Origin of the sequence: Rickettsia endosymbiont of Hedychridium roseum (genome assembly GCF_964028255.1) — a bacterium.
Classification (GTDB): Bacteria; Pseudomonadota; Alphaproteobacteria; order Rickettsiales; family Rickettsiaceae; genus Rickettsia; species Rickettsia asembonensis.
Genome location: NZ_OZ034753.1, coordinates 700,546 through 716,355, shown reverse-complemented (window position 1 = coordinate 716,355; position 15,810 = coordinate 700,546). Strand labels below are relative to the sequence as shown.

Sequence of the window (15,810 nt, the reverse complement as noted above, 5' to 3'; positions counted from 1 at the left end):
GTATTTTTATTCAATAAACTAATAATTGTAATAAATAGAATTTAGTGATATATAATTTTATTATTAAAAAAGATAATTGGTATGTAAATCTTATGTATCTTAAATTTTTACTTTCTGCTTTATTATTAATTTTTCCACCGATAAGTAAAGCCAAAGCATATGATATAAGTGATACTTTTATAGAGTATTATAAACAGGGTGCAAAGTACTATTATGCTGGTCAATATGATTTAGCACTAAAATCGTATAATAAAGCTATAAAATTAAATCCTAACTTTGCACAATCATATGCAGAAAAAGGTTTAACTTTAAGTAATTTAAAGCAATTTGAATTAGCTACCGAAAGCTTTAGTAAAGCTATAAAATTAGAACCCAAAGATTCAGGTTTATATCTCTTTAAAGGTTTAGGTTTATTAAATTTAAATAAGCCAGAGTTAGCACTTGAGGCATTAAATAAAGCGATAGAGTTAAATCCTAATGAAATTGAGGCTTATAAATATAGAGGCATAGCTTTGCTCGCATTAAATAAGCCCAACTTAGCACTCGAATCCTGTAATAAAGCAAAAGAAATAAAAATTAACGATAGCACTTTATATAAATGTAAATATACAGCTTTAAGTATATTAAAAAAATATACTTTTATTAAAGGTTCAATTTACAATAATTTAAGAAAGACTGATTTAGCTTTAGAAGCTTATAACAAAGCTATAGAGAGAAACCCTAGCAATTGGGAGTTTTATTTTAGTCAAAGTATAGCATTAAATAGGCTTGAAAGATATGAACTAGCACTTGAAGCAGCTGATAACGCTATTAAATTAAATAATACTAATGCTGACTTATTTTTTTCAAGGTATGATTTTAAATAACCTGAAGAGATATAGCTTAGCATTAGAAAGCTTTGATAAGGCTATAGAATTAGCACCTAACGAGGCAAATGCTTACGCAGATAAAGCAATAGTTTTATCACATATGGGTAAGTATGATTTGGCTCTTGAAACATTCCAAATAAACAAGGCACTAGAGTTAAATCCTGAAGACACTATAAACCAAGACGTTAAACAAACTATATTAAAAAATCAAGAAACGAAAGAATTTTTACTAAAAAAGTTAGGTAAATAACTAACATAAGATATTTAATGCTGGCGGATAGGGTGGGATTCGAACCCACGGTACGGTTGCCCGTACGCCAGTTTTCAAGACTAGTGCCTTAAACCGCTCGGCCACCTATCCAAGAAGATTCATACCAAATAATCTTATATATTTCAAGGGAAATCTTGAAATATATAAATTTAAATTACAAATCCAAATTGCTCTTTCACTTCGTTAACCGTTTCAGAAGCTCTAATTCTTGCTTTTTCTGCTCCTTTGTGCAGTATTTTTAATAAATATTCTTTATCATTCATTAATTCTAAATATTTATCACGTATCGGTTGTAGATTTGTAATAATAATTTCTGCTAAATCTTCTTTAAATTTTGCAAAACCTTGGTTCTGATAATTATTGATTATTTTTTCTAAACTTTCTTCGGATAAACTTCTATAAATATCTAATAAATTACTAATTTCCGGTCTTGTTTCTTTATCATAGCTAACAAAGCTTAAATGATCAGTTTTGGCTTTTTTTATTTTTTGATGAATAAGGTCATTATCATCTTTCAAATTAATACGAGCGAAATCAGATATATCAGATTTACTCATTTTCTTTAATCCATCCCGTAAGCTCATGATTCTTGTACCTGAACCATTAATTAGCGGTTCAGGAACTTTTAGAATTTCTTTATCAAATTTTCTATTTATCACCCCTGCAATATCTCTTGTTAGTTCTAGATGCTGTTTTTGGTCTTCACCAACAGGTACTATATCGGCTTTATATATCAATATATCCGCTGCCATAAGAACCGGATAGGAAAATAATCCAAGGCAAGCCTTTTCTTGGTCACTACCGGCTTTATCTTTAAATTGGGTCATTCGCTTTAACCATCCAAGCGGTGTAACACAATTTAGTAGCCAAGCAAGCTCTGCATGCTCTTTCACCATACTTTGAGCAAAAATTGTAACTTTATTAGGGTCAAGACCTGATGCTAAATATATTGCTAGACTTTGCATAATAGATTTTTTAAGCTCACTTGGTCTATGTTCTATGGTTATAGCATGCAAATCTGCCAAGAAGAAAAAGCAATTATATTCTTCCTGCATTTTAACCCAGTTTTTAATTGCACCGAGATAATTACCGAGATGTAAAGAACCGGTCGCTTGCACACCGGAAAGAACAGTTTTTTTCATTATAATACCTTATTTATTTTACTCACTATAAATTTATGTTATAAATACCATTTTAATTAATAATTATTTAATAATTATGCTTTGGCGTTTAAGAATTTTATCATTTTACGGATTATTATCGTTATTTACATTTATTTTTTTTCTTATATGTTACATACCCGTAACATTTTTCAATGTCAACTATCAAATAAGATATAGAATCGCCATTATTTTTTCTTATGCTTTTGTGTGGCTTGCAAAAATTTGTTGCGGTCTTAAATATAAAGTAGAGGGGCTTGAGAAATTACCGAAAACAATCTCAATAGTCGTGTCTAATCACCAATCCTTTTGGGATCAAATGTTTATGCAACTGATTATTCCTAAACATTCTTGGGTATTAAAGCGTGAATTATTTAATATACCCTTGCTTGGTTGGGGGCTTCGGATGGTTAAACCTATTGCGGTTGACCGTGGTACTAATAGCTCGGTTGCTCAGATTTTAAGAGAAGGTCAGGAAAAAATAAAAGAAGGATTATGGTTGATAATATTTCCGGAATCAACCAAAGTCCCACCTGATAGAACAGTGAAATTTAAGCCGAGTGCCGTAAAGCTTGCTTCAATTACTAAAGTTCCAATTGTAATGATGGCTCATAATGCCGGTTTATTTTGGCCTAGAGGCTTTTGGTTTAAGCAGCCGGGGACTATAAAGGTAAAGATTATAGGTGTAATAGAAAAAGAAGAAATAGAGCAAACTGACGTACGTATAATTAATGACAAGGTTGAGCAAATTATTAACAGTGAAAAGCAAAAATTATTAAATTAATATTAGGTTTTAAAAATAATTAGTATTATCATAAAATTACAACCTAGTTCTTATGGAGGTATTTATGGGAAGTACAGCACCGTTAAAATTAATTGCAGTTATCGATAGTAAGCAAATGATGCTTTACGACGCGTTGGGGATTAAAATTACTACTAATAAACCTTTAAAATTATCTTTGGATTTAGAGGAGCATCACTACCATAGAGAAAAAAGACAAAGCCTTTACCAAAATAAATCTACACCGACTTCGTTATTTGAGCCGCATACTTCGCTAAAAGATATAGAACATAAAGAAGCAGCAAGGAGCGTTATTAAACATTTAGAAAAAATAACGGCTGCTGATCAAGCTAAATATAAGGAATTGATTATTGTAGCAGAACCGCAAATGCTTGGATGCGTTAGACAAGAGCTTAAAAACGGTCTAAAAAAGATGATTACTAAAGAAATCGCTAAGGATTTAGTGCAACATAGTGCAGATGCAGTTGAGAGAGCAGTATTTTCTTAGGTCATATAGTATTAACATCTTTTTCGTCATTGCGAGGAAAAACTGTAAGTTTTGACGAAGCAATCTCATGCCAAAGTCCTGAGATTGCCACACTCCTTTCAGTCGCTCGCAAGGTATTGTTGCGTGGACCGGTAAAACCCACTATGTCACCCCGTGGCTTGACCACGGGGTCCATAAAAACAATAAAAAACACTATTAATTTTAGTATTTTTAACTGGATCCCGTGGTCAAGCCACGGGATGACATAGGTGAAATTGATCCACGCAACAATGCCTACTCGCAATGACGATCATTTAGCGATGTCGTCTAAAAATTTTTCAAACTGTTTTAAATTATAGCTTTCAAATTTACCGTTTTCTGCTTGCTTAAATGATTCTAATGTTTTTCTTTATTAGGAATCTTAATATGTGGTTTGAAAGGCAAACCACCGCTATTTATACATTGATTTAGGAATATCCTCATAGCTTTCGACATAGTCATCCCCATTTGCTTAAATATTTCTTCTGCTTCTGTCTTTAGTATCTGCTGAAACACGTAATCTAATATCTACCGTATTCATAATATAGCTCCATTCAGTTATTATCCGCTATTTTAGTATATATGGCGGCATGCGTCAATACAATCAATTATTTAGTGATAGTGTTTTAAAATATAAGAATAGTTGCACTAATAAGAAAAAGTGGTAAAATATCATATAGAACAAATTAAATATTATGAATAATTATGCCGCAAATTTATTTTAACGGTCCGGAAGGGCGAATTGAAGGAAGATATGCAAAAGCTACCTCACCTAATGCTCCTATTGCATTAGTTCTTCATCCTCATCCTTTATATGAGGGTAATATGAATAATAAAGTAGTTTATAATGCCTATAAAATTTTAGCAGATAACGGTTATACCGTCTTACGTATTAATTTTAGAGGAGTAGGGGGATCGCAAGGTAAATTTGATAATGGAGTCGGTGAAGTTGTTGATGCTGGGGCAGCTCTCGACTGGTTACAGCAGAATAACCCAAATGCTCAGTCTAATCTGATATTAGGCTTTTCTTTCGGAGCATGGATAGCTATGCAGCTTGTAATGAGACGTCCGGAAATAAATCATTTTATTGCTATTTCGCCGCCGGTTAATACAATTCATAAATATGACTTCTCTTTCCTTTCACCTTGTCCCATCCCAGGGTTTATATTACAGGGAGATAATGATAGTATAGTATCGGCAGATGATGTAAAAGACCTAGCAAATAGATTATCTAAGCAAAAATCCCATATTAAAGTTGATTATAAAATTATCAATGGGGCTGACCATTTCTTTCGTTATAAAACTGAAGAATTTTCTAAAGCAATAAGTGATTATTTAATAACGATCCAATCTAATTATCATCACCATAATAACAATGTAAATGAAGAAATTAGTAAGAGCCAAAAGAAACTATTTTTATATTAGGTTTTATCTTATCCGTCATTGCGAGTAGGCGTTGCCCGCGTGGCTCAATTTCACCTCTGTCATCCCGTGGCTTGACCATGGGATCCAGTTGAAAATACTAAAATATTAGGTATTCTTTATTGTTTTTATGGACGCCGTGGTCAAGCGAACTAGGTGACACAGTGGGTTTTACCGTTCCACGCAGCAAGGCCGTAGCGAAGTGCTTTGTTGCATGGCTTGTTTTATGTCATTCCCGCGAAAGCAGGAATGACATGATACAACAACACCTATAATTCTAAATAAGCTTCTATTGCCAAAATTAATATTTCATCTTTTTTAGCATCTAACTCTTGAGTTAATTCTTCGTAAATTTGCCTATCTGATAGAGAAGTAAATTTTTTAAATAGCTGCACTAATTTTAAAGAAGGGATAATACGAAAAGCATCTTTTAATATTTTGGTCTTTTTATTAACATTAAGCTTATCATTTAAATTAAAGTAAAATTCTAGTAATTCATCGTTATAAAAATTTAAATCTATAGCTGTTTCCAAATAATCTATAGCATTAGCTGTATTATTACTTTCTACTTCTTGCTTTGCTGCTAATAAATAATACTCAGCAATTTCCGGCATAGACTCATGTTTATGAAATTTTGTGAGCTTATTTGTTATAAAAATAAATTTCGTCCATAGAGAAAGTCTAGCATAACAACGCATTAAAGTAATTAAATTGTCACTATCAAGTTCATTGAAATTATAAGCCTTTGTTGCGTAATTTTCTGCTTTCTCATACAAGGATTTATCATAATAAAGTTTTGCTAGGTTTTTGCTACCGTAAAAAACAAATTCTTTAGATGTAATAAGTTTTTGAAAATAGGAAATTTTTCTATCTACATCCTCTTCAGTTACGGCTAAGATTAAATTATGGAATTCTTGAGAATCTTTTAGATCTTCAGAAGATAAATTTTTGCGGGCAATAGAAGCAGATTTAGCTTTATTACTCATAATATATTCGGCAAAAGCTAAAATTAAAGTATATCTATCATGATTAACTTTTCGTTTATTAAAAATATTATGTATTTTAGACGGTAAATCGATAATTAATATTAGAAATCTAATTACAATAAAACAAGAAACTAATAATAATAACCCTAAAATAAGACTAAAGAACAAAGTAGTCTCAATATTATAATCGTATAAACTAATAAAAACTTTTGAATCAAAGCTCTCTATTAAAGTAAACCCGAAATAAAGCAGTAAAAAAGTAGCACATATTAATAATAACCTAAACATCTTTATTTATAAACTCCTGCATAAATTTTTCTGAATAAAGAAAATCGATTAGATAGTTTAATTTCTCTAAAATTAGAGCTTTATCTTGTTCTTTTATTATCATAGCAGAAGGTTTTTTCTCAATTTTGATAAATTTCTCCAACCATTTATGGTTGGTAGGAAAAATTACTTCCGTACTACTTGATTTCGAGAAAAGATAATTATTATTATATGCTTCTAGGCTAGTTAAAATATTCTTTATATCTAGAGGTAACCAGTTGAAATATAAGGTTTTTAGTTCTTTGCTATAATCCTTATCTTGCATGAAATTATATATTAATAGATTTACATTTAATAAGTAATTAATATAGTCAATTGATCCCCATCCGCCTACATCGTCACTCGTCGCTCTCCTATTAGTCATAGGCTTTGCTTCTTGCTCTTTATCTCTGGATGAGACTGAAATAGTTTCTAGTTTCTGTGCAGGCGGTGCTTCAGGGAACTTTAAAGAACTTACGTAATTTAAAAGCGACTTAGTAGATAATAGAGGGGCTGCTTCCTTTTCTTCTACAGTATTTTCTTTATTTTCTACTACTTGATCAGGAATTTGACTTAAATCTTTATTTTCACTTTTAAACAGTTTTAAAATATCGGCTCTATTATGATAAAAAGTAAAAGAAGATAAGACGAATATTACTATTGCTATAAAAAAGATATTTTTGCTTTTAAATAAACTATCAAATTTTTGCATTTTTGGATAATAACTTGATTATATCGTTAGGGTTTTGATCATCACAATAAACCACATTTTTTATAAAAGGTCTAACTATATTTGCGACTTTCAAACTTATAGCTACAACTAAACTATCTTGTAAATATTCTAGTAAATTATTTTGAAGTAATAATCTTAAAAAAGTTTTAGCACTATTCTGAGAATAAAGTAATATGAAATCAATAGACATCTTCCCAAACTCTACTTCTAGAGGTAATTTATACGTCGATCCGGTACTCGAATCCTCACGTACGCTTGTGTACGCTGCGGTTCTGCGTTCCGTGTTTCCTTTAAATTCCTCTCTATAAGCGACTTTAGAAAGATATCTAATATTATTTTCAAATTCTTTTATAACAGATAACGGCAACTCATTCAAATATTCTACATTATAAATGATATGTCTAGCTATTTTATTAGGCAAATCTTTAGTAATTTCATTTGAAGATAAATATATAGTCTGCTCATATAAATCAGGAGGAAAATGCTTAATCAAATCTTCCACGTTTTTAGCAGTATAAATTACTTTCTTGCCTAATAATCGTTTTGACTTACTACCTACTACCCAAATATCTTGTTTTAAGTTATGACCGGCTAAGATATTTGCTGCGTATTTACTAGTAATTATTATATTTGAGTAATTATCTAAAATATCAATATTAAAATCTAGAGTTTCATATTTAATTAAAGGACAATGAATATAACGTAAATCTAAATTATATTTACGTATTTCTTTTATAGTTTCATTATTTTCTTCAATATTTCTAGTTAATAAAACCGATTTCATACAATATTTGTACTCCAATATAAAAAGCAACTGCCCAAATAATAATAGCAGCTATTTTATTAATCATGGTTAAAATCGTACTACTTTTATTTAGCTTTCTGATATTATAACCTGCAACTGCTAAAGAAAAAAACCATATCCAAGATATAAATATACAAGTTAAGGTAAACATAATTTTTGCAATACCGTTATACTTTAAAGCACTAGTACCTATTACTATAATCGTATCCATAATAGCATGAGGATTTAATATTGACACCGATATAGCAAATAAAATTTGTTTTTTAGCTGAAAAAGCCCCGGAATTCATTGTAAGGTCAATAGGCGGCTGATTCCAAGTATTATATCCCATATAAATTAAGAAAATAAATCCAACAATAAATATAGATAATTTTAACCAAGAAATTTCAAGAATTAATAAAGATACCCCAAGAACTGCCATACATATAAGAATAGTATCACATATTGAGGCTGCAATGATGCTAGGTAAAGCCTTGCTAAATTTTGGCTGTTTTGCTCCTTGATTGAATATAAAAATATTCTGTACTCCGAGCGGCACTATTAAACCAAGAGCTAAAACAATACCATGTAAAAAAGCACTTAATATATCATTCATTGTAATTTAGTTTTTATTTTTAATAATATTAACAAAGAGGGGATAGTTATAATAGTAGTAAATAAAAAGAAATTTTGCCAACCGAAATTTACTACCATATAGCCTGAAATTATAGGAAAAATTGAGCGCGAAATCCCCATCATCGACGAAAGAAAAGAATATTGAGTAGCTCGAAATTTACCTTGGCATAGCAAAGAAATAAAAGCTATATAAGCAGTCATCGTCATACCACCGGTAATACTTTCTATTCCTATCGTGATAAATAATAATAAAGAATTTTTACCGTTTATTTCAAGAAAAATAAATAAAATATGTCCTAAAGCATGAATAATCCCAAATAAAAATATACTATTTAATATATTTTTATGTTTCATAATAAAGCCGCCGAGTAGTCCGCCGATTATAGCTCCTACAACACCCCAAAACTTCCCAACACTTGCTATCTCAAAAGCATCATACTCAAGATGAAGCAAAAACGGATTAATCATAACATTGATTAAGTTATCCGGTAATCTATATAATACTAGGAAAATTAATATAAGAATAATGAAGTATACGAGGCTGATGTCATTCCCGCGGAAGCGGGAATCCAGAAAGATCTTTAAGAAATTAGAATAATAACGTTTTATAAAAAATTCATTCTTATTTTGGTTGTTTTCTGGATTCCCGCTTCCGCGGGAATGACATATTTTTTCTTCAACGAGACCAAAGGAATTAGTATATCTAGAAGCTAAAATAAGTAAAATTAAATAAATAAATACTAAGCCGGCAAAGATTTTATATATTTCATTAAATGCAAAATAAATAGATAAATAAATAGCTCCGGAACCGGCTAAAAGCATACCGACCCGATAACCGAATATATATATTCCTGAAGTAAACCCAAGCGATTCTTTAGGTACTATTTCCGTTCTTAAAGCACTTAATATAGTATCTTGGGCTGCACTAAAAAAAGAAATAATTAAAGCCGTAAAGGTAAATAATACTAAATTAATACGAGGATCTAGAAAGCTGAAAATATATATAAGAAATATTAACGCAGTACTAGTTAAGCAAATCCAAGATAATCTATGACCGAATATTTTGTTTAAATATTTAATTTGCACTGCATCAAAAATCGGTGCTAACAAGAAATTAATAGAGTAGGGAAGCGTTATGAATGATAATATACCGATTGTTTGCAGTGCTATATCTTCTTTAGCAAGCCAATAATTTAAAGTATTACCGGTAATCATTAGATTAAAACCGCTAATAAGCCCAAACAACCAAATAATACATAAACGAGAGTTATTTAACATGAATTTATATATTTGTTAATTTTATAGCCCACATGACGGATTCCCGCCTACGCGGGAACGCATTAAAAATAATAAAAAAATTCTGTAAATCAGAATTTTTTACTGGATTGCTTCGTCAATTACTTACGTAATTTCCTGGCAATGACGGAAAAAACGATCCATGCAACAATGCCACGCGGGAATGACATCGAGTAGGTTTTTCGAGTCATGCAACAACCTCACCTGACAATTGTTGATAAGGATATAATTTAGAGAATTTTTTGCTCTCCATACTCGATAATAAAATGAATAGTTTAAATTATATATGATTTAAGTTAAGAAGAGAAAGAAAAAATAGTTATAATCTTTTTAGAAATCTTCACAGAGCCTAAATAAATGTCTCGTACGAGAAGATCAATTAAATTTTGATCTAGCACTTGAGCAATTAGAAGATAGCGAATCTCTAAACTCAAGAGATAAAGCAAGGTTAGAAAAAATTTGCTCTTTTCAAGTAGAAGACGGAATGGTACGTTTAGAGGTAGCAAAGGGTTATAATTGCTTACTACATCTTTATCTAGACAAAAATGCTACTTACGGTAGTTACGGTTTAGATACTTTATATACTAAAAAAACTGCGATTAATTTAGCTAAACTCATTATTTTAGGTCACGAAGAAAAAGTAAAAGAAATAAAAAATGATGATGATTTCCTAAAATATTATAGCGGTTATACAGCGGATGAGATTCCTTTTTTAAATAGTTTAATCTCTCTTAATATACCGGAACTTACTGCTAGATGTTTATATAGGCTTAGCTTAATTCACTTACTAGGCAGGTCATCTTTTAATGAAAAAACTATACAAACTGATTATAAACTTGCCATAGAAGAAATACAAAATGTAATTAGGTTAACCGGTATAAGGCAAAATAACATACTAGATATAGCATTAACTATTAATGATAAGTTTGCTATTCATGCCGGTGCAGTAATAGCCTCTAGTTTACTAAATAGCGATTTAGATAGTTTCTATAGATTTCATATTGTTATGGATTCTAATGACCCTATTAGTCAAGAATCAATGGAAAAATTAGCTTCCATGAAATATATCAGAGATTATTCTATAGATTTTTCTACTTTTCCTGAAAATATATTAAATCAAGCTTTAGCCGATAAGAAAATAAAATTTTCGGATAATTGGCCATAGATTATATCTTGATGCGGATATTGTAGTGTTGCATGATTTGAATTCTCTTAAACAAATAGATATGAGTAATTATATTGCGGCGGGTAGCATAGATACAGGTATTACATATTGTAATCATAAAGTAACAGAAGAATGTAAAAGAAATATGGCTCATTCTTATAAAAATAGCGGGATAGTATTTATATGCTTTTAGAAACTTTAAAAAATTCAAAATGTGATTTTTCTTTTCCTGATCAAGATTTATTAAATGTTGCATTTCAGCATTATATTTATCCCTTATCGATGAGATGGAACTTTTTTACATATTTTGAGAATCAAAGCCCTTATTTTTCTTACTTCATTGCGATATAGAGAAATAACACCTTGGAGTAGTATAAATTAATTATTTTAATTGACTTTAGCACTTAAGAGATTTAAAAGTTAACTTTAATATGTAAGGTTACAATAAAAATGTTACCGCCTAAAATTTTCTTTGAAAAAGTTAAAGAAATAATTTGGCCTATAGAAAGGAAAGAATTAAAGCTATTTATACCTATGGCTTTAATGATGTTATGTATCCTTTTTAATTTTGGGGCTTTAAGGTCTATCAAAGATAGTTTAGTAGTACCCTCTATGGGGGCCGAAATTATTAGTTTCTTAAAATTATGGTTAGTATTACCCTCGTGCGTAATTTTTACCGTACTTTATGTTAAGCTTAGTAATAAATTAAATTTTGAATATATTTTCTACATTATAGTCGGCAGTTTTTTACTATTTTTCTTATTATTTGCCTATATTATTTATCCCAATCAAGATATTTATCATCCTAACGATGAAATGATAAATAATTTAATTGCTTCATACCCTAATTTTAAATGGTTCATTAAAATAGGTAGTAAATGGAGTTATGCACTGATGTATATTTTCTCGGAACTATGGAGTGCAGTAGTCATAAACTTAATGTTTTGGCAGTTTGCCAATCACATTTTTGATACTTCTAAAGCTAAAAGATTCTATCCAGTTCTTGGAATGGTCGGTAATATAGGTCTTATAATAGCAGGTAGCGTACTTGTCTTTTTCTCAAGCGGGCAGGAGGTCATTGATTCAGAATTATTACCGGATTATTTTAATTCATCTGCCGGAAATGCTATAATGCTTCAGCCTATCATGTCAATTATTGTTGCTGCAGGAATAATTGCTATGCTTCTATTTAGAATAATAAATAGATTTATTTTAACGGATTCCATAAATGTTTTAGATACAAAAAAAGTTACGGCTAAAACGAAAACAAAACTTTCGGTAATTGAAAGTATCAAATTAGTAATTCACTCAAAATATATAGGTCGTATTGCTTTACTAATAATTTGTTATGGATTATTAATAAATATAGTCGAAGGACCTTGGAAAGCAAAAATAAAAGAATTACATCCAAACACTATAGACTATGTTAACTTTATGGGCAGGTTTAATATTTGGATGGGGATATCATGCGTTACTTTCATGGTAATAGGCAGCAATATCCTTAGACGACTCGGTTGGCTCATTTCTGCATTATTAACTCCTATTATGTTGTCTATTACCGGCTTGATGTTTTTTATCTTTATAATTTTTATTGAAGAAATAGGAGCATGTTTCGGTGATTTTAATCTTCTATATGCAGCGATTATTGTTGGAGCTATTCAGAACATACTTAGTAAATCGTCCAAATACTCATTATTCGATTCAACAAAAGAAATGGCGTATATTCCTTTATCTTTAGAGCTTAGAACTAAGGGAAAAGCTGCCGTAGAGGTAATAGGTACTAAATTCGGTAAATCGCTTGGAGCATTTATTCAGTCTTTGATATTTATTATTATTCCGACTGCTACCTTTGATTCTATTATAATATATTTATTAGTAATTTTTATAGTTATGATGAGTTTATGGATTTGGAACGTTATAAAATTGAATAAGGAATATATAGAGCTGTGTAAGTAGAAAATATGGTTTCTATATCATTCCCGCCTACGCGGGAATGACATAGACATACAAAAATACTAAAATAATGAAAAAAATTCTTAAAATAATATTATTTATAACTATCTTTATTATACTCGCATATAGTGGGCTATGGTTTACTATTATGTTCTCTTTATCACACTCTATAAATCAAAAATATGCCGGTACCAACCTTAATATAGAAGAGACTGATAATAATCCTAATCAGCAATATCTTATTAAATTTTCTAAAGTTCAGCCATATGGTTTTCCTTTTAAATTAGGTATTTCGGTAATTAATTGGCAAGAAGAGAGTATTAATAGAGTAATTGAATTTACCACACCGATAAATATCGGTTATGATTTACTTAAGCAGAAATTATTTATAAATTTTTCCGGAGAAGCATTCGGAAAATTTAAGCCGGTTGAAAGAGGGTTTGGAGTAAGATTTTATAATGAGAACTGTATATTATCAACAAAAATACCGTTAAATTTTAAATTATTTGAAATAGTACGATCAAAAAAAGATTTATTTGAAGTTATAAATTTAATAGAAAATATTAAATTTACTTCCGGTAAAACAGAAATTTTTGACTTAGTAGATAATCAAAAATTATATGAAGAAGATCATACTATACTTACTATGTTATTTGACAAAAGTAAGTATTATACAAGTAAACAGGATTTCCTTGATAATATACCGCAAAAATTAGAAATTTATTATGAAACCGAAATAGTAAAAAGTAACCTTGAAGATAGAATAATACCTGCCGGCTTATTATTATATAGACCCGCTTGGAATAATAATTTCAAATTTTCCGGTAATTTCTTGATTAGTACTAGTAGTTTGCATTTTAAAGATATTGCTAAAGATTTAACAATTGAAGTTACTAATGCAAAAATAAATAACTTTGAAAATAATATTAATTTATTATATAAAGGTAAGTTAAACGATTTCGGCAATAATAATATTGATCTTTTGATAGATTCGCAATTTAAGCTAAAACCGGGTTTTATAATAGGTTCATTAGAATTTATAAAGAAATATTACGATAGGCAAACCTATCTGTTTAAACTTTCCGATAATAATCTATATAAAGATTTTAATAATGAACTAAGCTATATTTTAAATAATAATAAACAATATAATTTTAGTATTTTTGAAGATAGGCAATATAATTTTAATTTAAATATTAATTTAGTTACTGAATTAAATAAATTAACTAGAGCACAGATAAATGCTTTAAGTCTATATTCAAACGCATCGGGATTTAATATAACAAATGAAACTATAGTAAATGCTCTTAAAGATTCTTACAGTAAAGGTACGATAGTAATTAATGATTACTCCAAAATAATAGATGTTTTAAGTCTATATGTATATGGGGTAGGTGATTTTAAAAACTTATCTAACGAGAGCAAAGAAGTATACGGAGATGCTCTAAAATCATTTTTAAAAACCATTTCCGATCACCCGAACTCATCTAATTTAATTGACGCTAGCATTGAGTATGAGTTTAATTTATCCGATTTAAACAAAGCTAAAATAGGTAATATAGATGATGTAAATAAAATTATACCTTTATATTATTTATCTTTATATCAAGCAGCAGTAAAAAAAGTGAAACCCGGTGAAAATGTAAAAGAAAAAATTATGGAGTTAATTCCTAATGTTAATCAAAAAATATTAGAGGAATGTGTGTTGACTGACATTGTCACCCCGTGACTTGATCACGGGGTCTAGTTAAAAATATTGATGTGGATACCGGTCAAGCCGCGGTATGACAACGAGTACTGGAATCTAGCAATTAAAAAATACCATGAATATTATAGTAAAAATACAGCAAGATTTAAAAGATGAAGTAACTAAGTTAAACGATTTAATCATTAGCTGTTTAAAAAGTGATGAAGAATTAATAGAAACAGTAGGTAAATATTTACTAGAGGCGGGTGGTAAAAGAATTCGTCCGCTTTTAACTATAATAACCGCTAAAATGTTTGATTATAAAGGCGATAATCATATAAAGCTTGCAAGTGCCGTTGAATTCATTCATACCGCCACATTGCTTCATGATGATGTAGTAGATGACAGCACTTTAAGAAGATTCAAACCTACGGCTAACGTTATTTGGGGAAGTAAAACAAGTATTTTAGTGGGTGATTTCCTCTTTAGTCAGTCTTTTAAGTTAATGGTAGCTTCCGGCTCTATTAAAGCTATGAATGTTCTAGCTAAAGCTTCAGCAATTATTTCCGAAGGGGAGGTAGTACAGCTAGTTAAGCTAAATGAACGACGCATTATAACTATCGAAGAATATCAGCAAATAGTTAAATCTAAAACCGCCGAACTATTTGGAGCTTCTTGTGAAGTTGGAGCTATTATAGCAGAGCAGGTAGACCATATTTCTAAAGATATGCGGGACTTTGGAAAATTACTCGGAACGATATTTCAGGTTATAGATGATCTACTTGATTATTTGGGTAATGATAAACAGGTAGGCAAAAATATCGGCGATGATTTCTTAGAAGGAAAAGTTACGTTACCGCTGATTTTTTTATATAATAAGCTAGAGCAAGATAAGCAGCTTTGGCTTGAAAATATAATTAAATGCGATAAGCGTACTAATGATGAGTTTATTAAAGTACGTGATTTGATGATTGAACATGAAATTCATAATGAAACAGTTAGTTATTTGAGTAACTTAGAAAATGAAGCAAATAAGTTATTAAATAAAATTCCGGTTCAGAATAGTTATAAAGATTATTTATTTTCGATTATTAGATTTATTTTGGACCGTTCTTATTAATCGTTGCATGTTCTTGATGAATGACAACATTTGCATTCGTAGCTCAGCTGGATAGAGCATTGCCCTCCGAAGGCAAAGGTCGTTGGTTCAAATCCAATCGAATGCACCATATTAT

Annotated in this window: 15 protein-coding genes, 2 tRNA genes and 3 pseudogenes; 12 read left to right on the top strand and 8 right to left on the bottom strand. The window is 30.0% G+C overall.

Annotation, left to right across the window (positions count from 1 at the left end; translation table 11 throughout):
• The first annotated feature begins 44 nt into the window (after positions 1-44).
• Positions 45-866 (top strand): tetratricopeptide repeat protein, encoded by an 822-nt coding sequence (locus AC5587_RS04160; RefSeq protein ID WP_499162955.1) that lies wholly within the window; start codon positions 45-47, stop codon positions 864-866.
• Entirely contained in the window at positions 853-1,119 is a 267-nt protein-coding gene (locus AC5587_RS04155) for a tetratricopeptide repeat protein (protein ID WP_499162954.1), read from the top strand. Before AC5587_RS04160 ends, AC5587_RS04155 begins: the two co-directional genes overlap by 14 nt.
• A gap of 21 nt (positions 1,120-1,140) precedes the next feature.
• Here the strand turns inward: AC5587_RS04155 and AC5587_RS04150 are convergent.
• Together AC5587_RS04150 and trpS are read right to left on the bottom strand one after the other, a co-directional pair.
• Positions 1,141-1,230, bottom strand: a tRNA-Ser gene (locus tag AC5587_RS04150).
• A 59-nt stretch (positions 1,231-1,289) separates the two neighbouring features.
• On the bottom strand, positions 1,290-2,282 hold the full coding sequence (gene trpS, locus AC5587_RS04145) for a tryptophan--tRNA ligase (RefSeq protein ID WP_499162953.1): 993 nt from the start codon (positions 2,280-2,282) through the stop codon (positions 1,290-1,292).
• Positions 2,283-2,358: 76 nt separating this feature from the next.
• On the opposite strand from trpS, the gene AC5587_RS04140 reads away from it, so the two are divergent.
• The 3 genes and pseudogenes from AC5587_RS04140 to AC5587_RS04130 all read left to right on the top strand — a co-directional run.
• Complete coding sequence (locus AC5587_RS04140) at positions 2,359-3,084, top strand: lysophospholipid acyltransferase family protein (RefSeq protein WP_499162952.1); 726 nt, start codon at positions 2,359-2,361, stop codon at positions 3,082-3,084.
• Between the two features lie 64 nt (positions 3,085-3,148).
• Complete coding sequence (locus AC5587_RS04135) at positions 3,149-3,589, top strand: host attachment protein (protein ID WP_499162951.1); 441 nt, start codon at positions 3,149-3,151, stop codon at positions 3,587-3,589.
• Positions 3,590-3,720: 131 nt separating this feature from the next.
• A pseudogene (locus AC5587_RS04130) lies at positions 3,721-3,834 on the top strand (proline/betaine transporter); the annotation flags it as partial.
• A gap of 44 nt (positions 3,835-3,878) precedes the next feature.
• Here the strand turns inward: AC5587_RS04130 and AC5587_RS04125 are convergent.
• A pseudogene (locus AC5587_RS04125) lies at positions 3,879-4,148 on the bottom strand (type II toxin-antitoxin system RelB/DinJ family antitoxin).
• Between the two features lie 164 nt (positions 4,149-4,312).
• Between AC5587_RS04125 and AC5587_RS04120 the strand changes: the two are divergent.
• Both AC5587_RS04120 and AC5587_RS04115 read left to right on the top strand, forming a co-directional pair.
• Positions 4,313-5,032 (top strand): alpha/beta hydrolase, encoded by a 720-nt coding sequence (locus tag AC5587_RS04120; RefSeq protein ID WP_499162950.1) that lies wholly within the window; start codon positions 4,313-4,315, stop codon positions 5,030-5,032.
• A 119-nt stretch (positions 5,033-5,151) separates the two neighbouring features.
• Positions 5,152-5,304, top strand: a complete 153-nt coding sequence (locus AC5587_RS04115) for a hypothetical protein (RefSeq protein ID WP_499162949.1) — start codon at positions 5,152-5,154, stop codon at positions 5,302-5,304.
• Here AC5587_RS04115 and AC5587_RS04110 read toward each other — a convergent pair.
• From AC5587_RS04110 to AC5587_RS04090, 5 genes are read right to left on the bottom strand one after another with little or no spacing between them, the layout of a single operon-like run.
• Positions 5,299-6,303, bottom strand: a complete 1,005-nt coding sequence (locus tag AC5587_RS04110; RefSeq protein WP_410527615.1) for a tetratricopeptide repeat protein — start codon at positions 6,301-6,303, stop codon at positions 5,299-5,301. The genes AC5587_RS04115 and AC5587_RS04110 overlap by 6 nt on opposite strands.
• Positions 6,296-7,033: a palindromic element RPE2 domain-containing protein gene (locus AC5587_RS04105; RefSeq protein WP_499162948.1), complete on the bottom strand. Its 738-nt coding sequence runs from the start codon at positions 7,031-7,033 to the stop codon at positions 6,296-6,298. Before AC5587_RS04105 ends, AC5587_RS04110 begins: the two co-directional genes overlap by 8 nt.
• The gene (locus AC5587_RS04100; RefSeq protein WP_499162947.1) at positions 7,020-7,838 is read right to left on the bottom strand and encodes a palindromic element RPE1 domain-containing protein; all 819 of its coding nucleotides are present in this window, start codon (positions 7,836-7,838) and stop codon (positions 7,020-7,022) included. The genes AC5587_RS04105 and AC5587_RS04100 overlap by 14 nt, the downstream gene beginning before the upstream one ends.
• The gene (locus tag AC5587_RS04095) at positions 7,816-8,454 is read right to left on the bottom strand and encodes a LysE/ArgO family amino acid transporter (RefSeq protein ID WP_410527618.1); all 639 of its coding nucleotides are present in this window, start codon (positions 8,452-8,454) and stop codon (positions 7,816-7,818) included. The genes AC5587_RS04100 and AC5587_RS04095 overlap by 23 nt, the downstream gene beginning before the upstream one ends.
• The gene (locus AC5587_RS04090; RefSeq protein ID WP_499162946.1) at positions 8,451-9,752 is read right to left on the bottom strand and encodes an AmpG family muropeptide MFS transporter; all 1,302 of its coding nucleotides are present in this window, start codon (positions 9,750-9,752) and stop codon (positions 8,451-8,453) included. Before AC5587_RS04090 ends, AC5587_RS04095 begins: the two co-directional genes overlap by 4 nt.
• Positions 9,753-10,134: 382 nt before the next feature.
• Here AC5587_RS04090 and AC5587_RS04085 point away from each other — a divergent pair.
• From AC5587_RS04085 to AC5587_RS04065, 5 genes and pseudogenes are all read left to right on the top strand, one after another.
• Positions 10,135-11,317, top strand: a pseudogene (locus AC5587_RS04085) (glycosyltransferase family 8 protein); the annotation flags it as partial.
• Positions 11,318-11,385: 68 nt separating this feature from the next.
• Positions 11,386-12,891 carry a nucleotide exchange transporter Tlc3 gene (gene tlc3 / locus AC5587_RS04080; protein WP_410526679.1) on the top strand — a complete coding sequence of 502 codons (1,506 nt, stop codon included), beginning with the start codon at positions 11,386-11,388 and terminating at the stop codon, positions 12,889-12,891.
• A gap of 67 nt (positions 12,892-12,958) precedes the next feature.
• Complete coding sequence (locus AC5587_RS04075; RefSeq protein ID WP_499162945.1) at positions 12,959-14,617, top strand: hypothetical protein; 1,659 nt, start codon at positions 12,959-12,961, stop codon at positions 14,615-14,617.
• Positions 14,618-14,711: 94 nt separating this feature from the next.
• Positions 14,712-15,695, top strand: coding sequence for a polyprenyl synthetase family protein (locus AC5587_RS04070; protein ID WP_499162944.1), 984 nt, complete (start codon positions 14,712-14,714; stop codon positions 15,693-15,695).
• 32 nt (positions 15,696-15,727) lie between these two features.
• Positions 15,728-15,804: transfer RNA gene (locus tag AC5587_RS04065), tRNA-Arg, on the top strand.
• Positions 15,805-15,810 lie beyond the last annotated feature (6 nt).